We start from the raw sequence: 25,557 nt of genomic DNA, 5'->3' as shown, positions 1-25,557 counted from the left end.
CCTAATCTAGTTCCCTTATCGTAGACGTTTTAAATTAAAAGTTTTCCTTTTGGGGTTGATGATGAATATTTATTGATATAAATTGAATATAAATTCAATAACAGGATATCACCCTATGAACCCCTTCTATCAAAAATCATTCTTACGTTTACTGGATTTTTCACCCGCTGAAATCCAACAGCTACTCACGTTGTCAGCGCAACTAAAAAAAGCCAAAAAATCAGGCCAAGAAACTCAGTACCTTGCAGGAAAAAATATCGCGCTCATTTTTGAAAAAGACTCAACACGTACCCGTTGTGCCTTTGAGGTTGCAGCTTTTGACCAAGGTGCAAGAGTCACTTATTTAGGAGGCGGAAGTCAAATTGGACATAAAGAATCGATAAAAGATACCGCACGAGTATTAGGTCGTATGTATGATGGTATTCAGTATCGGGGTTATGGACAAAAAACGGTAGATGCACTTGCACAATATTCAGGTGTTCCTGTTTGGAACGGGTTAACCAATGAGTTTCATCCCACACAACTGTTAGCCGACTTACTGACTATTACAGAACATCAAACTAAGCCGTTGTCAGAAACGGTATTTGCCTATCTGGGCGACGCCCGTAATAACATGGGAAATTCGATGTTAGAAGCGGCGGCGTTAACCGGTATCGATTTACGTTTAGTGGCGCCTAAAGCGTGCTGGCCCGATGCTAAACTTGTCGCGCAATGCCAAGATATTGCCAATAAAAAGGGTGGGAAAATCACACTCACTGAAAATGTGGCTGAAGGCGTTAAAAATACCGATTTTCTTTATACCGACGTGTGGGTTTCTATGGGTGAACCAAAAGAAGTTTGGAAAGAGCGTATCGCTTTACTTAAGCCTTATCAGGTCAACATGGACGTTGTAAAATTAACTGAAAACCCTGATGTAAAATTCCTCCATTGCTTACCGGCTTTTCATGATGAAGAAACGACAATGGGTAAAACCTTAGCGGAAGAATTTAACTTATACGGTGGCTTTGAAGTGACAGATGAAGTTTTCGAATCAAAACACAGTATTGTGTTTGATGAAGCAGAAAATCGTCTTCACACCATAAAAGCCGTGATGGTCGCCACTCTTGCCAATCCTTTCTGAAATACATAATCATGCAAAACACCTATTTTTTAACAGAAAAAAATAGGTGTTTTCTTCGTTCTATCCCAAGCTTATTGATTTTTAAATCAAAAAAAATAGTTTTAAAAAAAATCAAAGCAAACGCTTGCGTGCAAATCTAAGATGCGTATAATTCGCCACAATTTGTCAGGAGGAAAGATGAAACAGCGCCTATTCCAACGTGTTAAAAAAAATCGCACCTTAGCCGGTCGCAAGCGCATTCTCTTTTTTCCAATAGCCCAATTTTTTAAAGCCCCTCTTATTGAGGGTTTTTTTTTGGCCTGTAGAAACATACTCATCGCACAATTCATCGCTCAAGGGGAACTCTAATGACTAATCCGCTCTACCAAAAGCATATTATCTCTATCAATGATCTGGACAGGGAAGATTTAGAGTCTGTTCTTCGTGTTGCTGATAAATTAAAACAGCAACCTAATAACGAATTGTTAAAAGATAAAGTGATTGCGAGCTGTTTTTTTGAAGCCTCAACACGTACTCGCTTATCGTTTGAAACAGCGATTCACCGCCTTGGCGCATCGGTTGTCGGCTTCGCGGATGGAAGCAACACATCGCTGGGAAAAAAAGGGGAAACATTGGCGGATACCATTTCTGTTCTACGCACTTATGCCGATGCGATTGTTATTCGACATCCTCAAGAAGGTGCAGCACGTTTAGCCTCTGAATTTGCTGGCGATATTCCTGTACTAAATGCCGGAGATGGTGCTAACCAACATCCAACACAAACTTTACTCGATTTATTCACTATTCAAGAAACACAAGGCCGTTTAGATAATCTCAATATCGCGATGGTGGGTGACTTAAAATACGGTCGAACAGTGCATTCACTGGCACAGGCCTTAGCCAAATTTAAAGGCAATCATCTCTACTTTATCGCCCCTAAAGTACTCGCAATGCCAGAACATATTCTTCACTTATTGGAAGAAAATGGTGTTGAATATAGCCAGCATGAAACGGTCGATGAAGTCATGCCAAAGCTGGATATTCTCTATATGACACGCGTACAAAAAGAGCGTTTAGACCCATCTGAATATGCAAATGTGAAAGCACAGTTTGTTTTAACTAGCGCTGATTTAGTGAATGTGAAAGATAATCTTAAGATCTTACACCCACTGCCACGCATTGATGAAATCACGACAGATGTAGATAAAACACCTTACGCTTATTATTTCCAACAAGCTGGTAACGGTATCTACGCACGTCAGGCATTACTTGCCTTAGTTCTGAATAAAAACTTAGTTCTTTAATAAGGAGCACACCATGACACATGATCACAAACTAAAAGTTGAAGCTATCAAACGTGGGACTGTTATTGATCATATTCCAGCGCAGGTGGGCTTTAAAATTCTTTCACTGTTCCGTTTAACTGAAACTGATGAAAGAATAACCGTAGGTTTTAATTTACCTTCAGAAAATTTAGGTAAAAAAGACTTAATTAAAATCGAAAATGTCTTTTTAACCTCAGAACAAGCAAACCGTTTAGCGATGTATGCACCACAAGCCACCGTCAATATTATTGATGATTATCAAGTGGTTAATAAGATGGCATTAAGCCTACCTGAATTGCTTGAAGATGTGGTGCCTTGCCCTAATAGCAACTGTATTAGTCATAACGAGCCAGTACAAAGTAGTTTCCGTGTCAAAAAACTGGCCTCAGATGTTGTATTAACCTGCAAATACTGTGAAAAAGAGTTCGAACGCCACGCGGTTATTCGTTAATTCTTTTAACTATCTGCTCGCAAGGGCAGATAGTTTTTTGATAAGAATAGAATAATTCCCTCTTGATACGTTTAATTCCCTCTCTAAAAAAATAAAAATAGCTCATAACCTTTTTTCATAAAAAAAATTGCTACAAATTGGCAATTTTTATGGATTAAAACCATGTAAAAACTCAAGAGAGCGCTACGATTATTTTCTTTTTATGCTTATAAACTTTATGATAAAGCCTGATATCTGTCATATTGCTAACCTACAGTGCTGGCTATAATAACGCCACGCTAATCAAATGTTAGTGTTAATCTTATAAAAACAGGAGTTCTACATGTCTTACGAAATTAATACCGATAAAGCCCCTGCAGCAATCGGCCCTTATGTACAAGGTGTTGACTTAGGTAATTTAGTGATCACTTCAGGTCAATTACCTGTTGATCCTGCTACAGGTGAGTTTGTTTCTGATAATGCAGCAGAACAAGCCCGTCAATCTTTAGAAAACGTAAAAGCAATTATTGAAAAAGCAGGCTTAACGGTTGCTAATATCATCAAAACTACTGTTTTCGTAAAAGATTTAAATGATTTCGGCACAATCAATGCTGCGTATGAAGCATTTTTTAAAGAGCATAACGCAGCATTCCCTGCTCGTTCATGCGTTGAAGTTGCCCGTTTACCAAAAGATGCAAAAGTAGAAATCGAAGTTATCGCTATCCGTTAATTGCGTCTCAAAAATCAGTCATAAAAAAGCAAAGGTCTCTTTATGAGCACTTTGCTTTTTTTATGTTCTTACTTTTTGGTGAATAATTTATCACTTCTGTTTTTGGCACATATTTACAATTCAACCAACCCCTCTTGATGCCTGATGTAGCAAAAATACCTTGATGTAGATCAGTTTTAATGACGATTATTTCCCTTTTAATTACTATATATTGTGCTTTAATACATACCGACCTACAACATATAGTAATTATACACATCTTATCCACAATAAGCCTAAATGCTGTGCCATCACCTGTTTTTATGGGATTTGAGCCTGTGGATAAATAGTTAAGGAGCAAGATTGTGAAAACCATAGTGATAAAAAGAGACGGATGTAAGGTCTCTTTTGACCAAACCCGCATCAGCGATGCTATCAAAAGAGCAGCTGTCGCATGTGAAATCACTGATGATGATTATTGCGATTTTATTGCGCAATCCGTTTCACAATCTCTCGCAGGACGTTCGAATGTCGATATCCGTGAGATCCAAGACGCCGTAGAAAATCAGCTGATGGCTGGCGAGCATAAAGATGTCGCCAGAGCCTATATTGAATACCGTCATGACCGAGATGTTGCTCGTGAGCAACGCGGAAGATTAACTCAGGAAATCCGAGGTCTTATCGAACAAAGTGATGTCTCTATTCTTCATGAAAATGCGAATAAAGACAGTAAGGTTATCCCTACCCAACGTGATTTACTTGCGGGTATTGTGGCTAAACATTACGCAAAATTGCATATCCTGCCAAGAGATGTGGTACTCGCTCATGAGCGTGGTGAAATTCATTATCATGATCTCGATTATTCTCCATTTTTTCCTATGTTTAACTGTATGCTAATTGACCTCAAAGGTATGTTAAATAATGGTTTTAAAATGGGAAATGCAGAAATAGAACCCCCTAAATCTATTTCAACAGCAACAGCAGTTACAGCACAAATTATCGCACAAGTCGCAAGCCATATTTATGGTGGCACAACGATAAATCGTATTGATGAAGTATTAGCGCCATTTGTAAAATCAAGTTACGACAAACACTATAAAGTGGCACAAGAGTGGCAAATTGCGGATAAAGAAGCTTACGCCAATGCGCGCACTGAAAAAGAGTGTTACGACGCGTTTCAATCTTTAGAGTACGAAGTCAATACCCTGCATACCGCTAATGGACAAACGCCCTTTGTTACGTTTGGTTTTGGCCTTGGTACGTCAAAAGAAGCACGTTTAATTCAACGTTCTATTCTTGAAAACCGTATGGCTGGTTTAGGCAAAAATCGTAAAACGGCCGTTTTCCCTAAACTCGTATTTGCTATTAAAGATGGCTTAAACCATAAATTTGGTGATCCTAATTACGATATCAAACAACTTGCTCTTGAATGTGCAAGTAAACGCATGTATCCCGATATCTTAAATTATGATCAAGTCGTTAAAGTAACTGGTTCATTTAAAACCCCAATGGGTTGCCGTAGTTTCTTAGGTGTTTACAAAGAAAATGGTGAAATGATCCATGAAGGTCGTAATAACCTCGGTGTTATCAGTCTAAATTTACCGCGTATTGCTATTGAAGCTCAAGGTGATGAAGCCACATTCTGGTCACTACTCGATGACCGCCTCGAATTAGCGAAAAAAGCACTGATGACACGTATTGCGCGTTTAGAAAACGTCAAAGCACGAGTTGCCCCCATCCTTTATATGGAAGGTGCTTGCGGCGTGCGCTTAAAAGCGGACGATAATGTCGCTGAGATCTTTAAAAATGGCAGAGCCTCAATTTCATTAGGCTATATCGGTGTTCATGAAACCATCAATGCCCTATTTGGTACTCAAACACACGTTTTTGATAATGAAACTCTAAGAGAAAAAGCGGTCGCCATTATTAATCGTCTACGCGAAGCTACTGATCAATGGAAAGCAGAAACCGGTTATGGTTTTAGCCTTTACAGCACACCAAGTGAAAACTTATGTGATCGCTTCTGCCGCTTAGATGCCGCTGAATTCGGTATTTTACCGGGTGTGACGGATAAAGGTTATTACACCAATAGCTTCCACTTAGATGTTGAGAAAAAAGTAAACCCATACGACAAACTGGATTTTGAAGCACCTTATCCTCCATTAGCAAATGGCGGTTTTATTTGTTACGGCGAATATCCAAACTTACAGCATAACCTTAAAGCATTAGAGGATGTGTGGGATTACAGCTATACCCGCGTTCCTTATTACGGAACGAATACTCCGATTGATGAATGTTATGACTGTGGTTATACCGGTGAGTTCTCTTGTACCAGTAAAGGCTTTACTTGCCCACGTTGTGGTAATCACAACCCTGCAAGAGTTTCCGTTATTCGCCGTGTATGTGGATATTTAGGTAGCCCAGATTCACGCCCATTTAATGCGGGTAAGCAAGAAGAAGTTAAGCGTCGTGTGAAACATCTGGCAAATGGTCAATTAGGTTAAGAGTGTGAATTACCATCAATATTACCCTGTTGATGTTGTCAATGGCCCTGGTACGCGTTGCACCCTGTTTGTTGCAGGGTGCATACACCAATGTCGAGGTTGTTATAACAAATCAACGTGGTCATTAACGTCTGGCAAGCCGTTTACCCAAGAAATGGAAGATCAGATTATTGCTGATCTTCAAGACAGTCGTATTAAGCGACAAGGATTATCACTGTCAGGTGGCGATCCCCTACACCCTCAAAATCTTTCTACTGTATTAAAATTGGTAAAACGCGTTAAAACGCAATGCCCTGAGAAAGATATTTGGGCTTGGACGGGCTATTTGCTGGCTGACTTAACCCCAGAGCAGCAAGACGTTATTAGTTATATTAACGTACTGATTGATGGAAAGTTCGTACAAGAACTTTATGATCCCGCATTACTGTGGCGTGGTAGTAGTAATCAAGTTATTCATAAGTTGAGATAATATCTAAAAGCCCATTTTATAATGGGCTTCTTCTTTCATCATTCTCATTTAATCACCTCCGTTATCAAATGCGAATCATTTTCAAAAAAGATAGTCAAAGTGATTAGTTTTGTTTTATTATTAACACTCTTAACTATTCTTTTTATGATGATATACGATATGAAATTAGTACTTTTACCTTTATTTTCAATGGTTTTACTTTCTGGCTGTAGCAGTACTTGGGAACCTAAAGGTGCATCAGATTACACATTGCAAGAAGCTAAAATGCTTTGTGAATTCGACGCTAATACTCGCTACCCTATTCGTAAAGAAGTGCTACAACGTACAGTTTATCGTGATGTGCAAAAAACTTGCCGTAAAGATGATAAAGACCATTGTGGTGATAAAAAAACTTACACCGAACGCGTCCCTATGACAGAAAGTTATGTTGAAGACATTAACCAAGAAGATAGAAAAACCTTCTATACTTCATGTATGTCTTTAAAAGGATGGGAACAAAAGAGTCATTATTTTTGGGAATAAAGAAAATTTAAGAAGAATAAGAAAGTTAATCACGTTGCCAATAAAGCTTGGTTCCAAAGCCCAACCGATTATTTACCATCTTAATTTCTTGCAATTGTAATTCCCATAAAGGCACATGAATGGCGGCTAATGCGACCGGAAAGCGTAAACAGTAATGCTTTCTTGCATTGATGTCGTCTCTGCCTGCTAACAAAGAAACAGAGCCAGTAAATTGAAGACCCTGTAAATCAGATACTGCAATTTCTTGCGTACTAATACTTCCTGCAACTAATAAATTTTCCTGCATCATTTGAGCATGACGTGTTTTCTTTTCAGAAAGAAAAACTAGCCTCATCTGACCTTCATCGAACCAATAAAAACAATTAGCACACCAAATATCATCTAATGAACATGTTGTACATAAAGTAAATATATGGTTGCTATGTATATATTGTTTAATTATTTTGATCGAGTCTAAAGAAGACATAATACACCTGCATAGAAACAAAAAGAGACGCTGTTTAGATGGTAATTATATCATCAAAACGAGCGTCTTACCGCGTGTCTCTTATTACAGATTATTTATCGAATCTAATTAAAATTAACGATAAATTTCAGCATTTACAGTAAGGTAATCATCACCTGTTGCGCCGACAACTTTAAAGCCTTTTGCACCTTCATCTTTTGCAATTTGAGCAATCTTAGTGGTTAAACCATCTAAAGTATCGCTACCCGTGATTGTGATATACTCACCATTAGCAGAAGGGCTTTTTGATACGCTATCAGATGCGATCGAACCGAATGAAATAGCACTTAAAGCAAATGTTGCAGCGATTAATGTAGATTTTTTCATAATAAACTCCAGTTATATTCTAAATTTATTGTCTATCGCGGAGTGTGTCTCTGTGATGTGGATCATATTATGCGCTTTAGTTTGACTTTAAAATTAGCAATAATTGCTGTTCATTTTCAAAAATTTTGAATATTATTTTTTAAATCATAGATTTTGTTATCACACATTGTTCACAACATATTGATATGATTAATAGATTTACTCTTGATATAGAGATAAATTACTCACTTTATGAATTAAGAAACATTATTTATCAAAAGAAAAAGTAGCACGAAAAGGAAAAAATGATGGCTGACACAATGTGGTCACTCTATATTGTCAGAAATCGGCTTGGTTCTCTTTATACTGGGATCACAACAAACGTTGAGCGCCGTTTTCAACAACATCAAAATGGAACAGGGGCTAAGGCGCTCAAAGGGAAAGGTCCTTTGTTATTAGAATTTTATTGTCAGGTAGGCGACAGACAACGGGCATCTCAGCTTGAGTACCAATTAAAACAGTTAAAAAAAAGGCAAAAAGAAAAGCTGATCACAGACCAGCCTTCGGACATTGCACTGTATTTAATACAGGATAAATAAATTTAGCTAAATTGATCAGCTAAATTGATCAAATAAAGGTGAATAGTTGACTAAACCGTGAATATCTTCAACATTGCCATTATCTAACGCATAAAGCTGAAATGCGTCTTCTGTATCAAGCCATTTACAATGTAAGTCTTGCGATTTAGCAGGAATAAAGCCCGATGCTTGATAGTATTTGGGATCACCCAACACGACAACAGCGCCATAACCAAATTCATTTAGACTATCAAGCCCTTCATTAATCAGTTGGCGTCCAATACCTTGGTTTTGGAACTCTGGCGCAACAGCAAGTGGGGCAAGCCCTACCCACTGACAATCTATTCCATCAACATCAACTGGTGTAAAACCGATATAGCCAATTAATTGGCCTTCATCGCTAATTGCCACCATACCTAATGTTAATAGACCTTCTTCACGTAAATGTCCGACCAAATCAGCTTCCGCGCCTGTCGGAAACACTTGCCGTAAAAGGCTATCAATAGCCGGAATATCAACGGGAATTTCAACACGTATTAGCATGAAGTTGAGCTCAGTTCATGGCTGTGCATTTTGTCTTCAGTTTCTTCTTGAAGTCCACTTTTTACAAATTCAGCCAGTTGTAATAAACCAAAACGCAACACAGATGGCATTGAGTCTAATTCAATTGCATCCATCAGGTTTTTAACATATAACCCGAGTTCTGTATCACCCTCAATTTGTAGACGGCGTTGGAAAAATAAGGTGTCAGGATCTTCTTTACGAGCTGCAATTAAAATAAGATCATTCGCATCTCCACTAAAGCTAACATCTTCTTTTTCTAAGCGACTAACCACTAATTTATCATCACGAACGCTGATAAACCACTGTAAATGTAAGTCTCTTATCTCAACTTTTAGCCATTTATTCTCTAAAAAGTGTAAATCTCCTTCGGCAAGAGATTCACGAAACTGCCAGCTTAAAAACTGTTCTAAAATATCGCGTTGCAGCGCAAATGGGGTAACTTGTAAGGGGTAACGTAAAAAACGAGGCCCCTCTTTAACCAAATGGGTACGAATTTTATTAAACACTTTCGGACTCCTATAAATAAAATTAGGGGCTATTGTGCCAGATATAAACAGATATTCTGCGATCCTATATCAATATTCCATTAATCCGTTGTTCATATTTTGAGTTCTTTGATTTTACTTAAGTAAAAAGCCAAGTTCCCTGCCCTAAATCAAAACCTTTTTTTATCTTGCTCATTACAATTTCCGATCATTCTTAATTTCTAAAGGGAAGTGAAGATGGAATTGCTGTGCCCTGCGGGTAATCTACCTGCCTTAAAAGCGGCCATAGATAATGGTGCGGACGCCGTTTACATCGGTTTAAAAGATGATACCAACGCAAGACATTTTGCGGGTTTAAACTTTACCGAAAAAAAATTACAAGAAGCGGTTAATTATGTTCACCGCCACCAGCGAAAATTACATATTGCAATAAACACCTTTGCGCACCCTGATGGATTTGAACGCTGGCAAAAAGCGGTTGATATGGCAGCGTCCTTAGGTGCTGATGCCCTTATTTTGGCCGATATCGCCATGCTGGAATATGCAGCCGAGCGTTATCCCCACATTGAACGCCATGTTTCCGTACAAGCCTCAGCAACCAATACACAAGCGATTGAATTTTATCAACGTAATTTTGATGTTGCACGTATTGTTCTTCCTCGTGTCTTATCTATTCATCAAGTTAAGCAATTAGCACAAAGCAGCCCAGTACCTTTAGAAGTTTTTGCCTTTGGTAGCTTATGTATTATGGCTGAGGGTAGATGCTATCTTTCTTCTTATTTAACGGGTGAATCACCCAATACAGTCGGTGCATGCTCTCCTGCGCGTTTTGTTCGTTGGCAACAAACACCACAAGGAATGGAGTCTCGCTTAAATGATGTGCTTATCGACCGCTATTCACCTAATGAGAATGCTGGTTACCCAACATTATGCAAAGGGCGTTATTTTGTTGATGACCACTGTTATCACGCACTAGAAGAGCCTACCAGCCTCAATACTCTGTCACTATTACCAGAATTAATGGCGATGAATATCGCATCTGTCAAAATTGAAGGTCGTCAACGTAGTCCTGCTTATGTTACTGAAGTCGCAAGGGTTTGGCGTGCAGCTATCGATCAATGCAAAAAAGATCCTCAAGGCTTTAATACTCACCCTCGTTGGATGAACGCATTAGGAAAAATTTCAGAAGGAACGCAAACGACATTGGGTGCATATCACCGTAAATGGCAATAATAAGGATAAGAAGATGAAATATGCATTAGGCTCTGTACTTTATTATTGGCAAAAAGCAGATCTAGAAACATTCTATGAAAAAGCAAAGCTGTGTGATGCCGATGTTATTTATCTAGGTGAAACAGTTTGCAGTAAACGCCGTGAAACCAAGCCCCAAGACTGGATAAATCTTGCCAAAGAAGTGGCAAAAAGTGGCAAACAAGTGGTTCTTTCTACCTTAGCGTTATTACAAGCCCCTTCTGAATTAAAAGAGATTGCTAAATTGGTTGATAACGGCGAATTCTTAATTGAAGCGCATGATTTTGGCGTCATCAACATGCTTTACGAGCGTAATTTACCTTTTATTGCAGGGCATGGGCTTAATTGCTACAACGCTTACGCGCTCCGTTTATTGCATAAACAAGGCATGATACGGTGGTGTATGCCGGTTGAGCTTTCTCGTGATTGGCTAAATAACATTTTAAACCAATGCGAAACACTAGGTATTAGGGATAAATTTGAAGTTGAAGTACTGGCTTATGGACATCTTCCTTTAGCCTATTCTGCCCGTTGTTTTACTGCACGTTCTGAAAATCGCGCTAAAGATGATTGCGAAACTTGCTGTCAAAAATACCCTCAAGGCCGTGAGGTGTTATCACAAGAAAATCAGCAAGTGTTTGTTCTTAATGGTATTCAAACACAAAGTGGCTATTGTTATAACTTGGGTAATGATCAGACTTCAATGGCAGGTTTAGTGGATATTATCCGTTTATCGCCTGAATCTGATGCTATTTTTGATACCTTGCAACAATTTCGCAAAAACGAACAAGGTCAACAACCACTCACGACGATTCATCACCATGACTGTAATGGCTATTGGCGCAAGCTAGCAGGATTAGAGTTGGTTGAATAAGTCTTTTATCCACTCTATTTAATCTATGATAGAGTGGATTTATTCTTTCAAAGTAAATTGTATATCGAGTTCTAAGCAAACCATAATTAGCATTAACAGGTCTCTCATTTAAATTAATCTTGAATATTTTTCGAGCTATAATCTATTTAGAACCGCGATGATGTAACCAATGCTTAAATTGGTGCGTAATATGCCTTAATTCGCCATTACGTAACATCCCCACTAGCACACCTAATACCGTATAAATCACGCCTAAAACCAGCATCATCACAATATCACCCAATATGCTTTGGAATGATAATCCCATTTGATTAATACCAGCCATAGCGTTTACTGCCCATGTAGAAGGTAATGCGGATGAGATTGCAAATACCCAATCAGGCATGGCTTGTAGTGGCCAGATCGTGCCTGAAATATAGAACACCGGTGTTGTCACAAAGGCCAGTGTCAGATAAATCATCTCGACACTGCGTAAGCATTCTGTAATTAATTTACCTAACCCCAACACGGCCAATAAAAATGGAAATGTCAGCATCCAGACTTGGTAAAGGGGCGCTTCTTGGCGATAACCCAATACCCAAGGCCATAACGCAAAGAATACTGCCGACAAAAATAACCAAATCGGAATAAGTGCAGATAATGCCCCTAAATAAACGGCTAAAGGTGGCTTTCCTTTTGGCGTACTTCTCACTGCAATACTGACACGTACACAGGCAATTAAAAGGGAGTGTTGCAATAACATCACTAATAACCCAGGGAAAATAATTGCCGCAAAACTCACGCCAGGGTTATACATCGCAATGGTTTCACCTTGAATAGGCTTTAACAGAATTCTCGATTGCTCAGCACTAAAGCCGGCATTTTGTAAAATACGGCCATTGTAAGAATCTAATAGCTGTTGATACGCTAGCATCAACTCTTGTTGAATTTGTCCACTGGCAAGACGGTTAGTCGCATCACCAAAGACAGGAACGGTGACATCTTTGCCATTCAGTAATTTTTTTTCAAAATCAGTTGGCACAATAATGATGGCAAAAAGCTCACGCATGATCATATCGTGACGTGCTTCATCTAAATTATCGTAATTTTTAATACTTAATTTTGGTGTCGAGTTTAATGCCCGTATAAGTGAGTAACTTGCAGGACTGTGATCTTGATTAATCACTGCAACAGGAAGATCCCACAAAACAGGTTTGGCATAAACTAAGCTCATCACACACAGAGAAACAATTAACAGCATCCACATAGGTTTTTCTAACATACCCAGTAGAACGCGCTTAAACGTTTGGAAATACATCTGCATCATGCAACACCTACCTGTAATTCCAATCGTTTAAAAATACGTTTACGAATTAAGAAGGCGATAGCAAAAGGATAAATCAATAATAAAGAGCAAACATATAAAATACCTTGTAGCGACACTTCCCTTAAGAAGATATCAAACATCGCGTTTAAAGCGTGTGTTAAAGGCTCTAGATTAGAGATAATTTGTGCAGGTAATATCATTGAAAGCTCAGGTACAGCCATGCCAGAAAATGCCAAGGCAATACTCACCAACATACCTATCATACTGTATGCCGTTATCGCACTATTAGTAAACGCAAAGAGCAATAACCCAACACTTTGAGCCGCAATAATATAAAAGAATCCCACCCATACCATATATAGCGGATTACCATTGACCTTTGCTCCTGAAAAATACACTAACGCAGCTAACTCAATCATTAATAACGTCAGGAAAAATAGAGTATAAGGTGCAAGCTTACCAATAAGAGCAAAAGTAAAAGGCTTAATATTCAGTAGCATATTACCGCGTGATAACGAATAAATCGTACAGGTCACGACAAATAATTGAAGCATATGAATAGTTGCGGCAAATTGCTGATAATAAATATAGCTACCACTGGCATTAAATAAACTGTCATAAGAGAGTGTCACTTTTGCCAATGGCGGAACGGGTTTATTCATCTCTTGTGCTAATACAGAACGATATTGCGCATTAAGCTCTGCAATCAAACCACTAAAGTCCTGTATTGCGTAACTCCCTGCAGCATAATACAACCCGTTGTAATACATACGTGTAGTAGGTTGCTTTCCCGCTAATACCTTGCTTTCAAAGTGTCGAGGAATGGTGAGTATCGCATAATCTTTTGCGCTACCAAGTCGTTCCATTGCTGTGCGAGGATTACCATCTAGTGTATTTAATTGCGCATGAGAGCCTGCATTTAAGTCTCTGATCAGTGTTCTCGATAATGGGCTATTATCGTTATTAATCACAGAAACAGGCAAATTTAACAATGTGCCTTCAGAAAAGTTAGCACTAATTAACGTAAACAACATCAATGGAAATAACCAGCTTAGCCAGTGAAAAACTGGGCTACGAACTGCCATATGAGTTTCTCGTGAAAATGCGCTACTAAAGCCACGCCAAGCTGCTTTTACTCTCATTATTCGTCCTTATTTATCCCAGCGCCATAATGCGCTCATACCAGGACGTAGCCCTTCAATGGGGGTTACAGGGTACAGTCGGATCTCAAAGGTTTTTAAATCGAAATCACCGGTTGCTCTTGTCGCTCTTTTTGTTGCGTAGTCACCCATTGGCGCGATATAGCGAATTTCTGCTTCAACTTCTTTATTACCTAACGCAGGAACCGTAATAGTAATACGATCACCTTTACGAATATCCGCTAAGATATCTTCACGAAGGTTATAAACAAAATAAGCATCAGGAATACGAATAAGGGTAGCAAGTGGACTGTTGGCATTAAAAAGCTCACCAATTTCGGCAGGAATAGGGCCAACTTCACCATCCACAGGGGCTTTAACTTGCAGATCGTCTTGTTGGATCTTCAACTCAATAAGTTGTTGTTCTGCCTGTTGCACTGCCGCAGTGTATTTATGACGTAATTCAATACGATCACCATTTTTGGCTTCATCCAACTCTGCCTGAGCTGCCCTTACACGCTGTGAAGCAACATCACGGCCACGGCGTGCATTATCAAGTTCTGTTGCTGACACATAACCTTGATTAGCCACCGCACTAATGCGCTGATAATCTCGTGCGGCATTAGTTGCTTCAACTTTAGCTTGAGATAGTACCGCTTCTAAATTACGAATACTCTCTTCTCTTGTGCCATGCAACGACAAATCTAATTGGGCTTGGGCTTGGGCTTTGGCCGCCTCAAGTGCGGCAACTTGTGCATTAAGCTCCGGGCTTTCTAATGTGATCATTAATTGCCCAGCTTTAACATCATCACCACGCTCAATATGGCGTTCAATAACACGGCCTTTGGCTTTAGAGGCAACAATAACTTCGGGTGCGTCAACTTCTCCTTGCAGTAATAAATATTGATTATGCGCGCGGAAAAGTATGGCTAATGCAATTAGTATTAGCATTAATAAAATAAGATAGATGGCACTTTTTTTCATATAACGATTAGACCTTAATAGTGACGTAGAACACTCACTGACAGAGTTATATTACACAATAACTTAGAATTTCTTTAAGAATTTTGTGCGCCAGATCACTGATGCCAAGGAATATTTTCTTTGATAGTGCGATTAAGTTATTCTTATATCAAACTTTATCGCCTAATTAATAGCCCCATTGTATCTGATATTTTTATGTTCATCAGATAGAAAAGAGAACGGTACTCAATACTTATGTATGAATTCGATCTTATTTTGCTGTTATTACAGCAAATGTGCGTTTATTTAATTATTGCTTGGTTTTTAAGCAAAACACCTTTATTTACGCCCCTACTACAGGTCACGATAAAGCTACCACATAAGTTAATGTGCTACGTCATTTTCTCTATTTTTTGCATTATGGGTACCTATTTTGGACTACATATTAATGACTCTATTGCCAATACACGTGCGATTGGATCAGTCTTAGGCGGATTGCTCGGTGGCCCTTATGTTGGCTTTCTTGTTGGCTTTACTGGTGGCTTACACCGTTATTCTCTTGGTGGCATGACCGCGCTGAGTTGTATGGTATCAACAATCGCCGAGGGATTAATTGGTGGTTTGGTTCACCGTCATTATGTCAAACGCGGCCAAATGCACCGGATATTTAATCCATGGACTGCGGCAGCTGTGACTTTCTTTGCCGAAATAATACAGATGAGTATTATTTTATTATTAGCCCGTCCGTTTAATGAGGCACTAGCCTTAGTCAAAGACATTGCCGCACCTATGATTGTGGCAAATACCGTTGGTGCGGCAATGTTTATTCGAATATTACAAGATAGACGAGCAATATTTGAGAAATATACCAGTGCATTCTCAACACAAGCATTAAAAATTGCCGTTTGTACCGAAGGTATTTTGCGTAAAGGATTTAACCAAGATAATAGTACCCGTGTGGCAAAAGTTATTTATCAAGAATTAAGAGTCAGTGCCGTTGCGATTACAGATAGAGAAAAACTACTCGCTTTTATCGGTATTGGTGCTGATCATCACTTACCCGGTACCCCTATTTCATCAGATCAATCCAAACAGGCCATTAATAATAATGAGGTTGTCTATGCTGATGGTAATGAAACCCCCTATCGCTGTACTCTTTCCCCTCATTGCAAACTAGGATCAACCTTAGTTATTCCGTTAAGAGGCGAAAATAACCAAGTCATTGGAACAATAAAACTTTATGAGGCTAAAAATCGCCTATTTAGTTCTATTAACCGCACTCTAGGTGAAGGTATTGCAAGTCTATTATCTGCACAAATTCTGGCGGGACAATATGAACGAAATAAGCAATCGCTTTTAGAATCAGAGATTAAACTCCTGCATGCGCAAGTGAACCCACATTTTCTTTTTAATGCGTTAAATACACTACAAGCGGTTATTCGTCGTGATAGCGAACAAGCTAAGCAATTAGTGCAATTTCTCTCTGCGTTCTTTCGTAAGAATTTAAAAAGACCTGAAGCGGTTGTGACATTAAGTGATGAAATCGAGCATGTAAATGCCTATCTGCAAATCGAAAAAGCACGCTTTCAAGAACGCTTACAAATCGATATTCAAATTCCTGAAAACTTAGCAAATGCCCGACTACCTGCTTTCTCGCTTCAGCCAATGGTCGAAAATGCAATTAAACATGGAACATCACAGTTATTAGATACTGGAAAGATTACAATTAGGGCGCACCAAGAGCACCACCTGATCATTATTGAAATCTGTGATAATGCGGGACTTTATCGACCTCAATGTCCGTCTCATGAGTTGGGATTAGGCATGAGGCTCGTGGATAAACGATTAAAATTACGCTATGGCGAGCTTTATGGTGTTTTGGTTGAATGCCAGGCAGATCAATATACAAAGGTGAAAATTTGCTTACCCTTAGAAAAAAGCATGGATAACGTGACATAACAATGAATATATTAATCGTTGATGATGAGCCGTTAGCTCGTGAGAATTTACGTTGTTTACTTGAAGTTGAAAAGGATATTCATATTGTTGGTGAATGTAGTAATGCAATTGAAGCCATAGGCGAAATACATCGTAAAAAACCTGATGTTGTTTTTCTTGATATTCAAATGCCACGTATTACAGGACTTGAAATGGTCACCATGCTTGATCCTGAACACCGCCCTTATATTGTTTTTTTAACCGCATTTGAAGAGTATGCTATCCAAGCCTTTGAAGAACATGCTTTTGATTATTTACTCAAGCCATTAGAACAAGAGCGTCTAACAAAAACCTTAAACCGTCTACGCCAAGGCAATAAGCAAAATATTGATTTATTAACCCCTCCAGAAGAGCGTCTAAAATGCATTCCATGTACAGGCCATAGCCGTATTTGGTTAATGCCAATTGACGAGGCCATCTTTGCAACCTCAAGACTCAGTGGTGTTTATGTCACAAATAACCAAGGTCAGGAAGGTTTTACAGAATTAACACTACGCACATTAGAAACACGGACACAGCTTGTGCGTTGCCATCGCCAATATTTAGTGAATATGGATTATGTTAATGAGATTATTTTTGGTGATAATGGACAAGCTGAATTGATATTACACAATAACAGCCAAATTCCTGTTAGCCGTCGCTATCTAAAGCCGTTAAAAGAGGCAATTGGTTTAAGTTAAGTATTGATAAAAGGAGAAAATAGGATGGAACCTATTTATATTAAAATTTATACAAACCGCATTGAAATTCGTGATATTCACACCCAGAAAGAAGCATCCGTAGAACGCAATTTCTCTCATAGTCGAATGTTAATTGGGGATTTTTATCCCGCAATTGAAGCCATTCATATTGCACTTAAAGATCTCGGTATAAATCCATCCTCCTTTTTTTGTCAAAAAAGAAATGTGGTTATCCATCCTTTGGAAAAAGTAGAAGATGGATTATCCAAAGTAGAGATCCGCTTATTTAACGAAGTTATTGTGGGTGGATTTAATCGTAAATATAAGAAAATAGTGATCAGTGAAAAACTAACACCACTTATGGATGCTGAAGTAATTGAGTTAATTGATAAAGCCTAATAATAAAATAAGTAGGTATTTAGTCAATTATAAAACAGATAAAAAAACCAGCCAACTTTCATTGACTGGTTTTAACTTTTTTATCGTCAGCTCAATTTAATCTTGAGTTGAATACAGGCTCTTATTGGTTATGAGAGCTGCTACGACGACGTGGTGTTCCTTCATTACTACGACCACGGAAGTTACCACGATCACTATTACCACGTTCACTGCTGCCACTACGTTCACCACCACGGTCGTTATTACCACGACGTTGTGGTTGATCACCATTATTAAAACGACGACCACCTTGTGGCTGACCATCACGGCGAGTGTTATTACGACGTTCGCTGTACGGTTGAGCATCACCCACTAATTGCATATTCAGTGGCTTATTCATAATACGTGTACGTGTAAAGTGACCTAATAAGTCGGTTGGCATACCTTTTGGTAACTCGATAGTTGAGTGAGTACCATATAATTTGATATTACCAATATAACGGCTGCTAATATCGCCTTCGTTAGCAATTGCACCCACGATATGACGAACTTCAACGCCATCATCACGACCCACTTCGATACGATATAAATCCATTTCACCCGCATCACGACGCTCACGACGAGGAGAACGTTCACGATCGTTATCACCGCGGCGGCGATCATCACTACCACGACGATCATCACGATCGTTAAACTCACGACGAGGACGACGAACTGGATCTGGCGGCAGAATAAGCGCACGCTCACCTTGAGCCATTTTCAGTAATACCGCAGCCAATGTTTCCATATCTAACTCTTCTTCACCTTGTGGCGCTAACTTAGGTAACAGAGCACGATATTGATCCAGGTTGCTAGTTTCTAATTGCTGTGCGATTTGTTTTGCAAATTTTTCCTGACGACGTTGGCTGATAAGTTCTGCATTTGGCAGTTCTACTTCAGGGATTGTCATCTTCATAGTACGTTCGATATTACGCAGTAAGCGACGTTCACGGCTATCAACAAATAACAGTGCACGACCAGCACGACCAGCGCGACCCGTACGGCCAATACGGTGAACATAAGATTCTGAATCCATAGGGATATCATAGTTCACAACAAGGCTAATACGATCAACATCAAGACCACGAGCTGCAACGTCTGTCGCAATCAAAATATCTAAACGACCATTTTTTAAGCGTTCTAATGTTTGCTCACGTAATGATTGGTTCATGTCGCCATTCAATGCGGCACTGTTATAACCATTACGTTCTAATGCTTCTGCAACCTCTAATGTCGCGTTTTTAGTACGCACAAAAATAATTGCTGCATCAAAATCTTCGGCTTCAAGAAAACGAATTAACGCTTCATTTTTACGCGCACCAAATACCATCCAGTGACTTTGGCTGATGTCTGGGCGTGTTGTTACGCTGCTTTGAATACGAACTTCTTTAGGGTCATTCATAAAGCGACGCGTAATACGACGAATAGCTTCTGGCATTGTTGCAGAAAACAGTGCTGTCTGATGTTCTGCTGGGATTTTACTTAAAATGTTTTCAACATCTTCAATAAAGCCCATACGTAACATTTCATCAGCTTCATCAAGTACTAAACCTTTCAGTTTAGATAAATCCAGCGTACCACGATTTAAGTGGTCTAACAGACGACCTGGTGTACCTACAACAACTTGTGGCCCTTGACGTAATGCACGTAATTGAACGTCATAACGTTGGCCACCATACAGTGCAACAACATTTACTTTTGGTAAATGTTTAGCGAAAGCTTCGATAGCTTCAGCAACCTGAACCGCTAATTCGCGAGTCGGTGCTAAGACTAAAATTTGTGGTGCTTTTAATGATTCATCAAGGTTGTGTAATAAAGGCAGGCTAAATGCAGCGGTTTTACCACTACCGGTTTGCGCCATACCTAAAACGTCATTGCCGTTTAAAAGGGAAGGAATACATTCTTGCTGAATTGGAGAAGGCTTCTCGTAGCCTAAGTCATTCAGTGCAGTCAAAATAGGTGCTGATAAACCTAGATCAGCAAAAGTCATATCGGTTTCAGTAGTCATGTCACTGTGCCTCATTCATTATGGCAGCCAGTTGACATAACATACCGCATGGTTTGTCGGTCTTTATCATCTAAAATGTGAACTGGCTCAAATTATATTATTAAACGAACAAACAAGCCCTCATCCTATATAGATGATGGCTTTCAAACTGATCAGAGAAATGTTCGTCAGCTATTGCTGGTCCGATTCCGCTAGGTCTTCTTGTTGGCCTAACAGTGCTAATTCCAACAATGCGTAGCGGTGCTCAACAAAGTTATGTGCATTGTTGGCAACCGTCAGCTTGAATAACGCTTCTGCGCTATCCATGTCCCCCAGACTTAGGTAATACTTACCTAAATAGAAGTTAGTTTCACTAAGATGCTCAGCGAGCGAAGTGTTATCAGTTGAAGCTTCACGTAGTTTTAGCATTAATGTTTTTTCATTAATGTTACCTAAATAAAACTCAACTATATTCCATCCCCATTGCCCCGTTTTATCCGCTTGCTGGTATCGCTGTTTTAGCTGTTGTTTTGCTAAATCAGTATTTATCTCTTTTTCGACAAGATATAACCAAAGCGAACGAATGGGGTCATTTGGATCGACCTGATAAAACGCCTGCAGATCATCCTGCGCCAATTTCAATCGGCCACCGTAGTATAAAGCGATACCACGATTAAAACGCGCATTATTGTAAGTTGGATCAAGCTCTAAAACAGAATCAAACGCTTCATAAGCAGCATCGTAATTCGCTGCTTGCGTAAAATAGATACCTAGAAAATTAAAAATTTCTAGCATATCTGGTCTCATTGATAGCGCCATTGAAAAATCATTACGCGCTAAAGCTCGTAAACCGAGACTATCATACAGCACACCACGCTCATATAAAAGCTGTGCGTATTCATCTTCGGTTAATGAGCGGCTCGCAAGGATTTGTTCTATACGAGCCAATATCACTTCTTGTTGTAAGGAAGGCTGCAATGGTGTGGCAAAAATCGCATTCTGACGCCATTCTGGACTATTGCTGCATCCGGAAATAAAGATGAAAACAGCAATAGTGCAACTGTGCAGAAATGTTTTCATTTCTCACTCCCAAAGTCAGACCTTTCAACAAAAAGTGTTCTAGACGTCCTACTTGTCAATCATGATAAATCGCTACCGATACCTATGTCTAGATATCGGTAGTAGAATATCATTAATTTGCAGAATCTTCAGAAGAAGTTTCTGTCGTTTCTGGCTGATTCGCTTGAGCTTCTTTCATGCTTAAGCGAATACGGCCTTGACGGTCAATTTCAAGTACTTTAACAGGGACTTCTTGACCCATTGTTAAATAATCACTGACTTTCTCAACACGCTTGTCAGCGATTTGAGAAATATGAACTAGGCCTTCTTTTCCGCCACCAATAGCCACGAATGCACCGAAGTCTACAATACGAGTAACTTTACCGTTATAGATACGACCTACTTCAACTTCAGCTGTGATTTCTTCGATACGTGCAATAGCCATTTTCGCTTGTTCATTGCTCGTTGCAGCAATTTTCACAGTACCATCATCTTCGATTTCGATAGTTGTGCCAGTCTCTTCCGTTAATGCACGGATAACTGAACCCCCTTTACCGATAACGTCTTTGATTTTGTCTGAGTTGATTTTGATAGTGTGAATACGTGGTGCGAATTCAGAAATATCAGCACGAGGTTGGCTAATCGCATTTTCCATAACACCTAAAATATGCAGACGTGCGCTTTTTGCTTGGTTTAGCGCAACTTGCATGATTTCACGTGTGATACCTTCGATTTTGATATCCATTTGTAACGCGCTGACACCGTTACGGCTACCCGCAACTTTAAAGTCCATGTCACCTAAATGGTCTTCATCACCTAAAATATCAGAAAGAACAACAAAGTTGTCACCTTCTTTTACTAGACCCATTGCAATACCGGCAACAGATTCTTTAATTGGCACGCCTGCATCCATCAGAGCTAAAGAAGCACCACAAACAGACGCCATTGAAGATGAACCATTAGATTCAGTGATTTCAGAAACCACACGAACAGTGTATGGGAATTCTTCAATTGTTGGCATTACCGCTAACACACCACGTTTTGCTAACCGACCATGACCAATTTCACGACGTTTTGGTGAACCCATCATGCCTGTTTCACCAACAGAGTATGGAGGGAAGTTATAGTGCAGTAAGAAAGTATCTGTGTGCTCACCCATGATATCATCAATCGTTTGAGCATCACGTGCAGTACCTAATGTTGCAGTCACTAACGCTTGAGTCTCGCCACGTGTAAACAAGGCTGAACCATGAGTACGTGGTAATAGGCCAGTATGAATATCCAATGCACGTACCATGTCTTTTTCACGGCCATCAATACGTGGTTCACCCGCTAAAACGCGAGCACGAACAATGTTTTTCTCTAAGCTAGAGAATAAATCATTGATTTCACCTTCATCTAAGGTTTCATCTTCCGCTAATAATGTTGTAACCACTTCATCGCGGATAGCTTCGATTTGCTCATAACGTTCTTGTTTTTCAGTGATACGGTAAGCATCACCGATACGTGCTTGTGCTAATTGTGCAATACGTTCATGTAAAGTTTGGTTGATAGCTTCTGGCGCCCAATCCCATTTTTCTTTACCGACTTCTGCTACTAGCGAATTGATATTTTCAATCACAACTTGTTGTTGGTCATGACCAAATACCACTGCACCTAACATTTCTTCTTCTGATAATAAATCAGCTTCTGATTCTACCATCAGAACCGCGCCTGCAGTACCTGCAACCACTAAGTCTAACTTACTGACTTTCAGTTCATCAACCGTTGGGTTCAGAACATATTGTCCATCAATAAAACCAACACGAGCACCACCGATAGGACCATTAAATGGAACACCTGACAATGCTAATACAGTAGAAGCACCAATCATTGCAACGATATCTGGATTAACTTGTGGGTTAACAGAAACAACGGTAGCAACGATTTGAATTTCGTTTAAGAAACCTTCTGGGAATAATGGACGTAAAGGACGGTCAATTAAACGTGCAATTAATGTTTCGCCTTCACCAGGACGACCTTCACGACGGAAGAAACTACCTGGAATACGACCTGCAGCGTATGCACGCTCTTGGTAGTTAACTGTTAATGGGAAGAAATCTTGTCCCGCTTTGACTTTTTTCTTTGCAACAACAGTAACAAAAACAGAAGTACCGTCCATATCAATCATAGCGGCAGCTGTTGCTTGACGTGCCATCATGCCAGTTTCGATTGAAACAGTATGTTGACCGTATTGAAATTTACGAACTGTAGGATTCAGCAAAATAATATCCTTTATCTTATTGTCGCCAGATGTTTAGCGACGATGAATGATCTTTTCTCCGCTACGTCCCCTCGCGACTAATGAAAATATTTACCGCATAAACATAAATATTTTCATTAGCCGCGCGAATTGTCGTAACTAGAGAGACTAAATAACAATCACCACATTAAAACATAACGACTTATAGTAAAAATAGCACTTTCTAGTAGAAAAGGGGCCTACAGGCCCCTTTTCACTGAAACTCGTTTGATTAACGACGCAGACCTAAACGTGCAATCAGTGCAGAGTAACGAGCAACATCTTTACGTTTCAGGTAGTCCAGCAGATTACGACGGCTGGAAACTTTACGCAGCAGACCACGACGGCTGTGGTGATCTTTTTTGTGCTCTGAAAAGTGACCTTGCAGGTGGTTGATTTCTGCAGTCAGCAGTGCAATCTGAACTTCGCTTGAGCCAGTATCGTTAGCATCACGACCATATTCAGCAACGATTTGTGCTTTCGCTTCAGTACTTAGAGACATAATAAACTCCAATTAAATTAAAATTTTTAGGATAGCCAATCTCTAATTCAGCTATCCAACTCAGCCACCTAAACAGATAGCCGCATTATTCTACGCTTCAAACACTTTTAGCGCAAGATTGCTATTAAGTGTTATCCTGCGCACTATAATCAACAACCACTCTTTTAGGCGCAACTAAGCCATCTTTAATAATGGCAAGGCCAATAAATTTTTCTTCATCGCCTTCTGTCACCCTTACCCATTCACCTTCATGAATATCATGATTAACGCGAACAGGTTGGCCCAGTTTTAGATAACCCGCAATAATCGTAGTGAGGTTGATGACAGGAAAATGTGCGACAGCAGTATCCATCGGTAACAATAACGCATCAAGTGCTAAGAAAGGATCTTCTTGTGCTGATTGCGCGTTATCTACTATCGCCCTAAGTTGTTCCAGTGTTATCATTCTTTCTTTAGGATAATCAGCAACTTCTAATCGACGTAAAAAAATAACGTGAGCGCCACATTCTAATTTCTCACCCAGATCATCAATGATAGTGCGAATATAAGTTCCTTTAGAACAATGAATTTCCAGCTCTAACTCATTACCTTCCCAGCGAATAAACTGTAACTCATAAACCGTAATGGGTCTTGCTTCACGCTCAATTTCAATGCCTTGTCTTGCATATTCATAAAGCGGCTTACCTTGGTGCTTTAAAGCAGAATACATTGAAGGCACTTGCAATGTTTCGCCTCGAAAGCTCTCTAAGGCATCATCTAAAGCTTGTTGCGTAAATTGTACTGGCCGCTCTTGGATAACTTCACCCTGAGCATCAGAGGTGTCTGTTCGTTGACCTAAACGAGCAATAACGCGATAACGCTTATCTGAATCCAATAGAAACTGTGAAAATTTGGTCGCTTCCCCTAAACAAATAGGAAGCATACCGGTTGCTAGAGGATCTAATGCGCCCGTATGTCCCGCTTTACTGGCGTTAAACATCCGGCGGACTTTTTGGAGTGCATCGTTAGAGGAAATATCTTGGGGTTTATCGAGTAGCAATACGCCGTTAATCTCACGCCCCTTACGACGACGCCCCATTATTCGTCCTCTTTATGACGACGCTCTTCATCGTTTTTAACGACATTAGAAACTAGGTTAGACATACGCATACCTTCAACTAATGAGTTGTCATAAGCAAATGTCAGTTCAGGTACAATACGTAAACGCATTGCTTTACCTAACAATGAACGAATAAAACCTGCTGCTTCATTCAAGGCCGTTAAGCCATCAGCAACCATCTCTTCTTCGCTTTTTTCACCACCAGATAAGTTTAAAAAGGTGACAAACACTTTGGCATAAGCCAAATCACGAGAAACTTCAACGCCAGATACGGTGGCCATTCCGATACGTGGATCTTTCACTTCACGTTGTAAAATGATGGCGATTTCTTTTTGCATTTCCTGAGAAACACGTTGACTACGGCTAAAATCTCTTGCCATTTTATCTCTCCCTGACAATAGGGTATTGCCCTTATTGTCACTGTTAATTCAAATCTAAAATCGATGATATCTAAAGAGTATACAGGAAGTCATATTTAACAACTGCTTTCTCTGATTTCTTTCTT

General features: G+C 39.5%; 27 protein-coding genes. 14 read left to right on the top strand and 13 right to left on the bottom strand.

All coding sequences use genetic code 11. The features are described 5' to 3' along the window. Nucleotides 1-115: 115 nt before the first annotated feature. From argF to INT04_RS08425, 8 genes are all read left to right on the top strand, one after another. A complete protein-coding gene (argF, locus tag INT04_RS08460) occupies nt 116-1,120 on the top strand; it encodes an ornithine carbamoyltransferase (RefSeq protein ID WP_193015702.1) in 1,005 nt (334 codons plus the stop codon). A gap of 177 nt (nt 1,121-1,297) precedes the next feature. Continuing rightward, nucleotides 1,298-1,468 carry a hypothetical protein gene (locus INT04_RS08455; protein ID WP_193015787.1) on the top strand — a complete coding sequence of 57 codons (171 nt, stop codon included), beginning with the start codon at nt 1,298-1,300 and terminating at the stop codon, nt 1,466-1,468. Further along, nucleotides 1,468-2,403 carry an aspartate carbamoyltransferase gene (gene pyrB / locus INT04_RS08450; protein ID WP_193015701.1) on the top strand — a complete coding sequence of 312 codons (936 nt, stop codon included), beginning with the start codon at nt 1,468-1,470 and terminating at the stop codon, nt 2,401-2,403. The genes INT04_RS08455 and pyrB overlap by 1 nt, the downstream gene beginning before the upstream one ends. Nucleotides 2,404-2,416: 13 nt before the next feature. Next, the gene (gene pyrI, locus INT04_RS08445; protein ID WP_006535648.1) at nt 2,417-2,875 is read left to right on the top strand and encodes an aspartate carbamoyltransferase regulatory subunit; all 459 of its coding nucleotides are present in this window, start codon (nt 2,417-2,419) and stop codon (nt 2,873-2,875) included. A gap of 322 nt (nt 2,876-3,197) precedes the next feature. Beyond that, entirely contained in the window at nt 3,198-3,584 is a 387-nt protein-coding gene (locus INT04_RS08440; protein WP_006535650.1) for a RidA family protein, read from the top strand. A gap of 344 nt (nt 3,585-3,928) precedes the next feature. Next, entirely contained in the window at nt 3,929-6,067 is a 2,139-nt protein-coding gene (gene nrdD, locus INT04_RS08435; protein ID WP_193015700.1) for an anaerobic ribonucleoside-triphosphate reductase, read from the top strand. 4 nt (nt 6,068-6,071) lie between these two features. Next, on the top strand, nt 6,072-6,536 hold the full coding sequence (nrdG, locus tag INT04_RS08430) for an anaerobic ribonucleoside-triphosphate reductase-activating protein (protein WP_193015699.1): 465 nt from the start codon (nt 6,072-6,074) through the stop codon (nt 6,534-6,536). Between the two features lie 159 nt (nt 6,537-6,695). Further along, the gene (locus INT04_RS08425; RefSeq protein ID WP_226894033.1) at nt 6,696-7,058 is read left to right on the top strand and encodes a hypothetical protein; all 363 of its coding nucleotides are present in this window, start codon (nt 6,696-6,698) and stop codon (nt 7,056-7,058) included. Between the two features lie 25 nt (nt 7,059-7,083). Here the strand turns inward: INT04_RS08425 and INT04_RS08420 are convergent, their stop codons facing one another. Together INT04_RS08420 and INT04_RS08415 are read right to left on the bottom strand one after the other, a co-directional pair. Next, entirely contained in the window at nt 7,084-7,524 is a 441-nt protein-coding gene (locus INT04_RS08420; RefSeq protein WP_193015698.1) for a YhbP family protein, read from the bottom strand. A gap of 114 nt (nt 7,525-7,638) precedes the next feature. Then, the gene (locus INT04_RS08415) at nt 7,639-7,890 is read right to left on the bottom strand and encodes a YdgH/BhsA/McbA-like domain containing protein (RefSeq protein WP_193015697.1); all 252 of its coding nucleotides are present in this window, start codon (nt 7,888-7,890) and stop codon (nt 7,639-7,641) included. A gap of 287 nt (nt 7,891-8,177) precedes the next feature. Between INT04_RS08415 and INT04_RS08410 the strand changes: the two genes are divergently transcribed. Next, nucleotides 8,178-8,468 (top strand): GIY-YIG nuclease family protein, encoded by a 291-nt coding sequence (locus INT04_RS08410; protein WP_193015696.1) that lies wholly within the window; start codon nt 8,178-8,180, stop codon nt 8,466-8,468. A gap of 15 nt (nt 8,469-8,483) precedes the next feature. On the opposite strand, the gene INT04_RS08405 is transcribed toward INT04_RS08410, so the two are convergent. Together INT04_RS08405 and ubiT are read right to left on the bottom strand one after the other, a co-directional pair. Then, nucleotides 8,484-8,990: a GNAT family N-acetyltransferase gene (locus INT04_RS08405; protein ID WP_193015695.1), complete on the bottom strand. Its 507-nt coding sequence runs from the start codon at nt 8,988-8,990 to the stop codon at nt 8,484-8,486. Then, a complete protein-coding gene (gene ubiT, locus INT04_RS08400; protein ID WP_193015694.1) occupies nt 8,984-9,517 on the bottom strand; it encodes a ubiquinone anaerobic biosynthesis accessory factor UbiT in 534 nt (177 codons plus the stop codon). The genes INT04_RS08405 and ubiT overlap by 7 nt, the downstream gene beginning before the upstream one ends. 216 nt (nt 9,518-9,733) lie before the next feature. Here ubiT and ubiU point away from each other — a divergent pair, with 216 nt between their 5' ends. Next, nucleotides 9,734-10,729, top strand: coding sequence for a ubiquinone anaerobic biosynthesis protein UbiU (gene ubiU, locus INT04_RS08395; protein ID WP_193015693.1), 996 nt, complete (start codon nt 9,734-9,736; stop codon nt 10,727-10,729). 13 nt (nt 10,730-10,742) lie between these two features. After that, complete coding sequence (locus INT04_RS08390) at nt 10,743-11,621, top strand: U32 family peptidase (RefSeq protein ID WP_193015692.1); 879 nt, start codon at nt 10,743-10,745, stop codon at nt 11,619-11,621. Nucleotides 11,622-11,763: 142 nt separating this feature from the next. Here INT04_RS08390 and INT04_RS08385 read toward each other — a convergent pair whose 3' ends face one another. From INT04_RS08385 to INT04_RS08375, 3 genes are read right to left on the bottom strand one after another with little or no spacing between them, the layout of a single operon-like run. After that, entirely contained in the window at nt 11,764-12,924 is a 1,161-nt protein-coding gene (locus tag INT04_RS08385) for an ABC transporter permease (RefSeq protein ID WP_193015780.1), read from the bottom strand. Next, complete coding sequence (locus INT04_RS08380; RefSeq protein ID WP_193015691.1) at nt 12,924-14,069, bottom strand: ABC transporter permease; 1,146 nt, start codon at nt 14,067-14,069, stop codon at nt 12,924-12,926. Before INT04_RS08380 ends, INT04_RS08385 begins: the two co-directional genes overlap by 1 nt. A 9-nt stretch (nt 14,070-14,078) precedes the next feature. Further along, complete coding sequence (locus INT04_RS08375; protein ID WP_193015690.1) at nt 14,079-15,050, bottom strand: HlyD family secretion protein; 972 nt, start codon at nt 15,048-15,050, stop codon at nt 14,079-14,081. A 234-nt stretch (nt 15,051-15,284) separates the two neighbouring features. Between INT04_RS08375 and INT04_RS08370 the strand changes: the two genes are divergently transcribed. From INT04_RS08370 to INT04_RS08360, 3 genes are read left to right on the top strand one after another with little or no spacing between them, the layout of a single operon-like run. Further along, nucleotides 15,285-16,988, top strand: a complete 1,704-nt coding sequence (locus INT04_RS08370; RefSeq protein ID WP_193015689.1) for a sensor histidine kinase — start codon at nt 15,285-15,287, stop codon at nt 16,986-16,988. 2 nt (nt 16,989-16,990) lie between these two features. Beyond that, nucleotides 16,991-17,707 carry a two-component system response regulator BtsR gene (gene btsR / locus INT04_RS08365; protein WP_036939320.1) on the top strand — a complete coding sequence of 239 codons (717 nt, stop codon included), beginning with the start codon at nt 16,991-16,993 and terminating at the stop codon, nt 17,705-17,707. Nucleotides 17,708-17,731: 24 nt separating this feature from the next. Then, entirely contained in the window at nt 17,732-18,106 is a 375-nt protein-coding gene (locus tag INT04_RS08360) for a YjaA family stress response protein (RefSeq protein ID WP_193015688.1), read from the top strand. A 121-nt stretch (nt 18,107-18,227) separates the two neighbouring features. On the opposite strand, the gene INT04_RS08355 is transcribed toward INT04_RS08360, so the two are convergent. From INT04_RS08355 to rbfA, 6 genes are all read right to left on the bottom strand, one after another. Further along, nucleotides 18,228-20,132, bottom strand: coding sequence for a DEAD/DEAH family ATP-dependent RNA helicase (locus tag INT04_RS08355; protein ID WP_193015687.1), 1,905 nt, complete (start codon nt 20,130-20,132; stop codon nt 18,228-18,230). A 171-nt stretch (nt 20,133-20,303) separates the two neighbouring features. Next, nucleotides 20,304-21,191 carry a lipoprotein NlpI gene (nlpI, locus tag INT04_RS08350; RefSeq protein WP_193015686.1) on the bottom strand — a complete coding sequence of 296 codons (888 nt, stop codon included), beginning with the start codon at nt 21,189-21,191 and terminating at the stop codon, nt 20,304-20,306. 112 nt (nt 21,192-21,303) lie between these two features. Beyond that, nucleotides 21,304-23,433 (bottom strand): polyribonucleotide nucleotidyltransferase, encoded by a 2,130-nt coding sequence (pnp, locus tag INT04_RS08345; protein WP_193015685.1) that lies wholly within the window; start codon nt 23,431-23,433, stop codon nt 21,304-21,306. Between the two features lie 250 nt (nt 23,434-23,683). Continuing rightward, nucleotides 23,684-23,953, bottom strand: a complete 270-nt coding sequence (gene rpsO, locus INT04_RS08340; RefSeq protein ID WP_193015684.1) for a 30S ribosomal protein S15 — start codon at nt 23,951-23,953, stop codon at nt 23,684-23,686. Between the two features lie 124 nt (nt 23,954-24,077). Further along, nucleotides 24,078-25,031, bottom strand: coding sequence for a tRNA pseudouridine(55) synthase TruB (gene truB / locus INT04_RS08335; protein WP_193015683.1), 954 nt, complete (start codon nt 25,029-25,031; stop codon nt 24,078-24,080). After that, nucleotides 25,031-25,432, bottom strand: a complete 402-nt coding sequence (gene rbfA, locus INT04_RS08330; RefSeq protein WP_193015682.1) for a 30S ribosome-binding factor RbfA — start codon at nt 25,430-25,432, stop codon at nt 25,031-25,033. Before rbfA ends, truB begins: the two co-directional genes overlap by 1 nt. Nucleotides 25,433-25,557 lie beyond the last annotated feature (125 nt).

It is taken from the genome of Proteus sp. FME41, from assembly GCF_014897315.1.
Classification (GTDB): Bacteria; Pseudomonadota; Gammaproteobacteria; order Enterobacterales; family Enterobacteriaceae; genus Proteus.
Note: the sequence above shows the minus strand (reverse complement) of the source record. Positions and strands in the feature narration are given on the sequence as shown.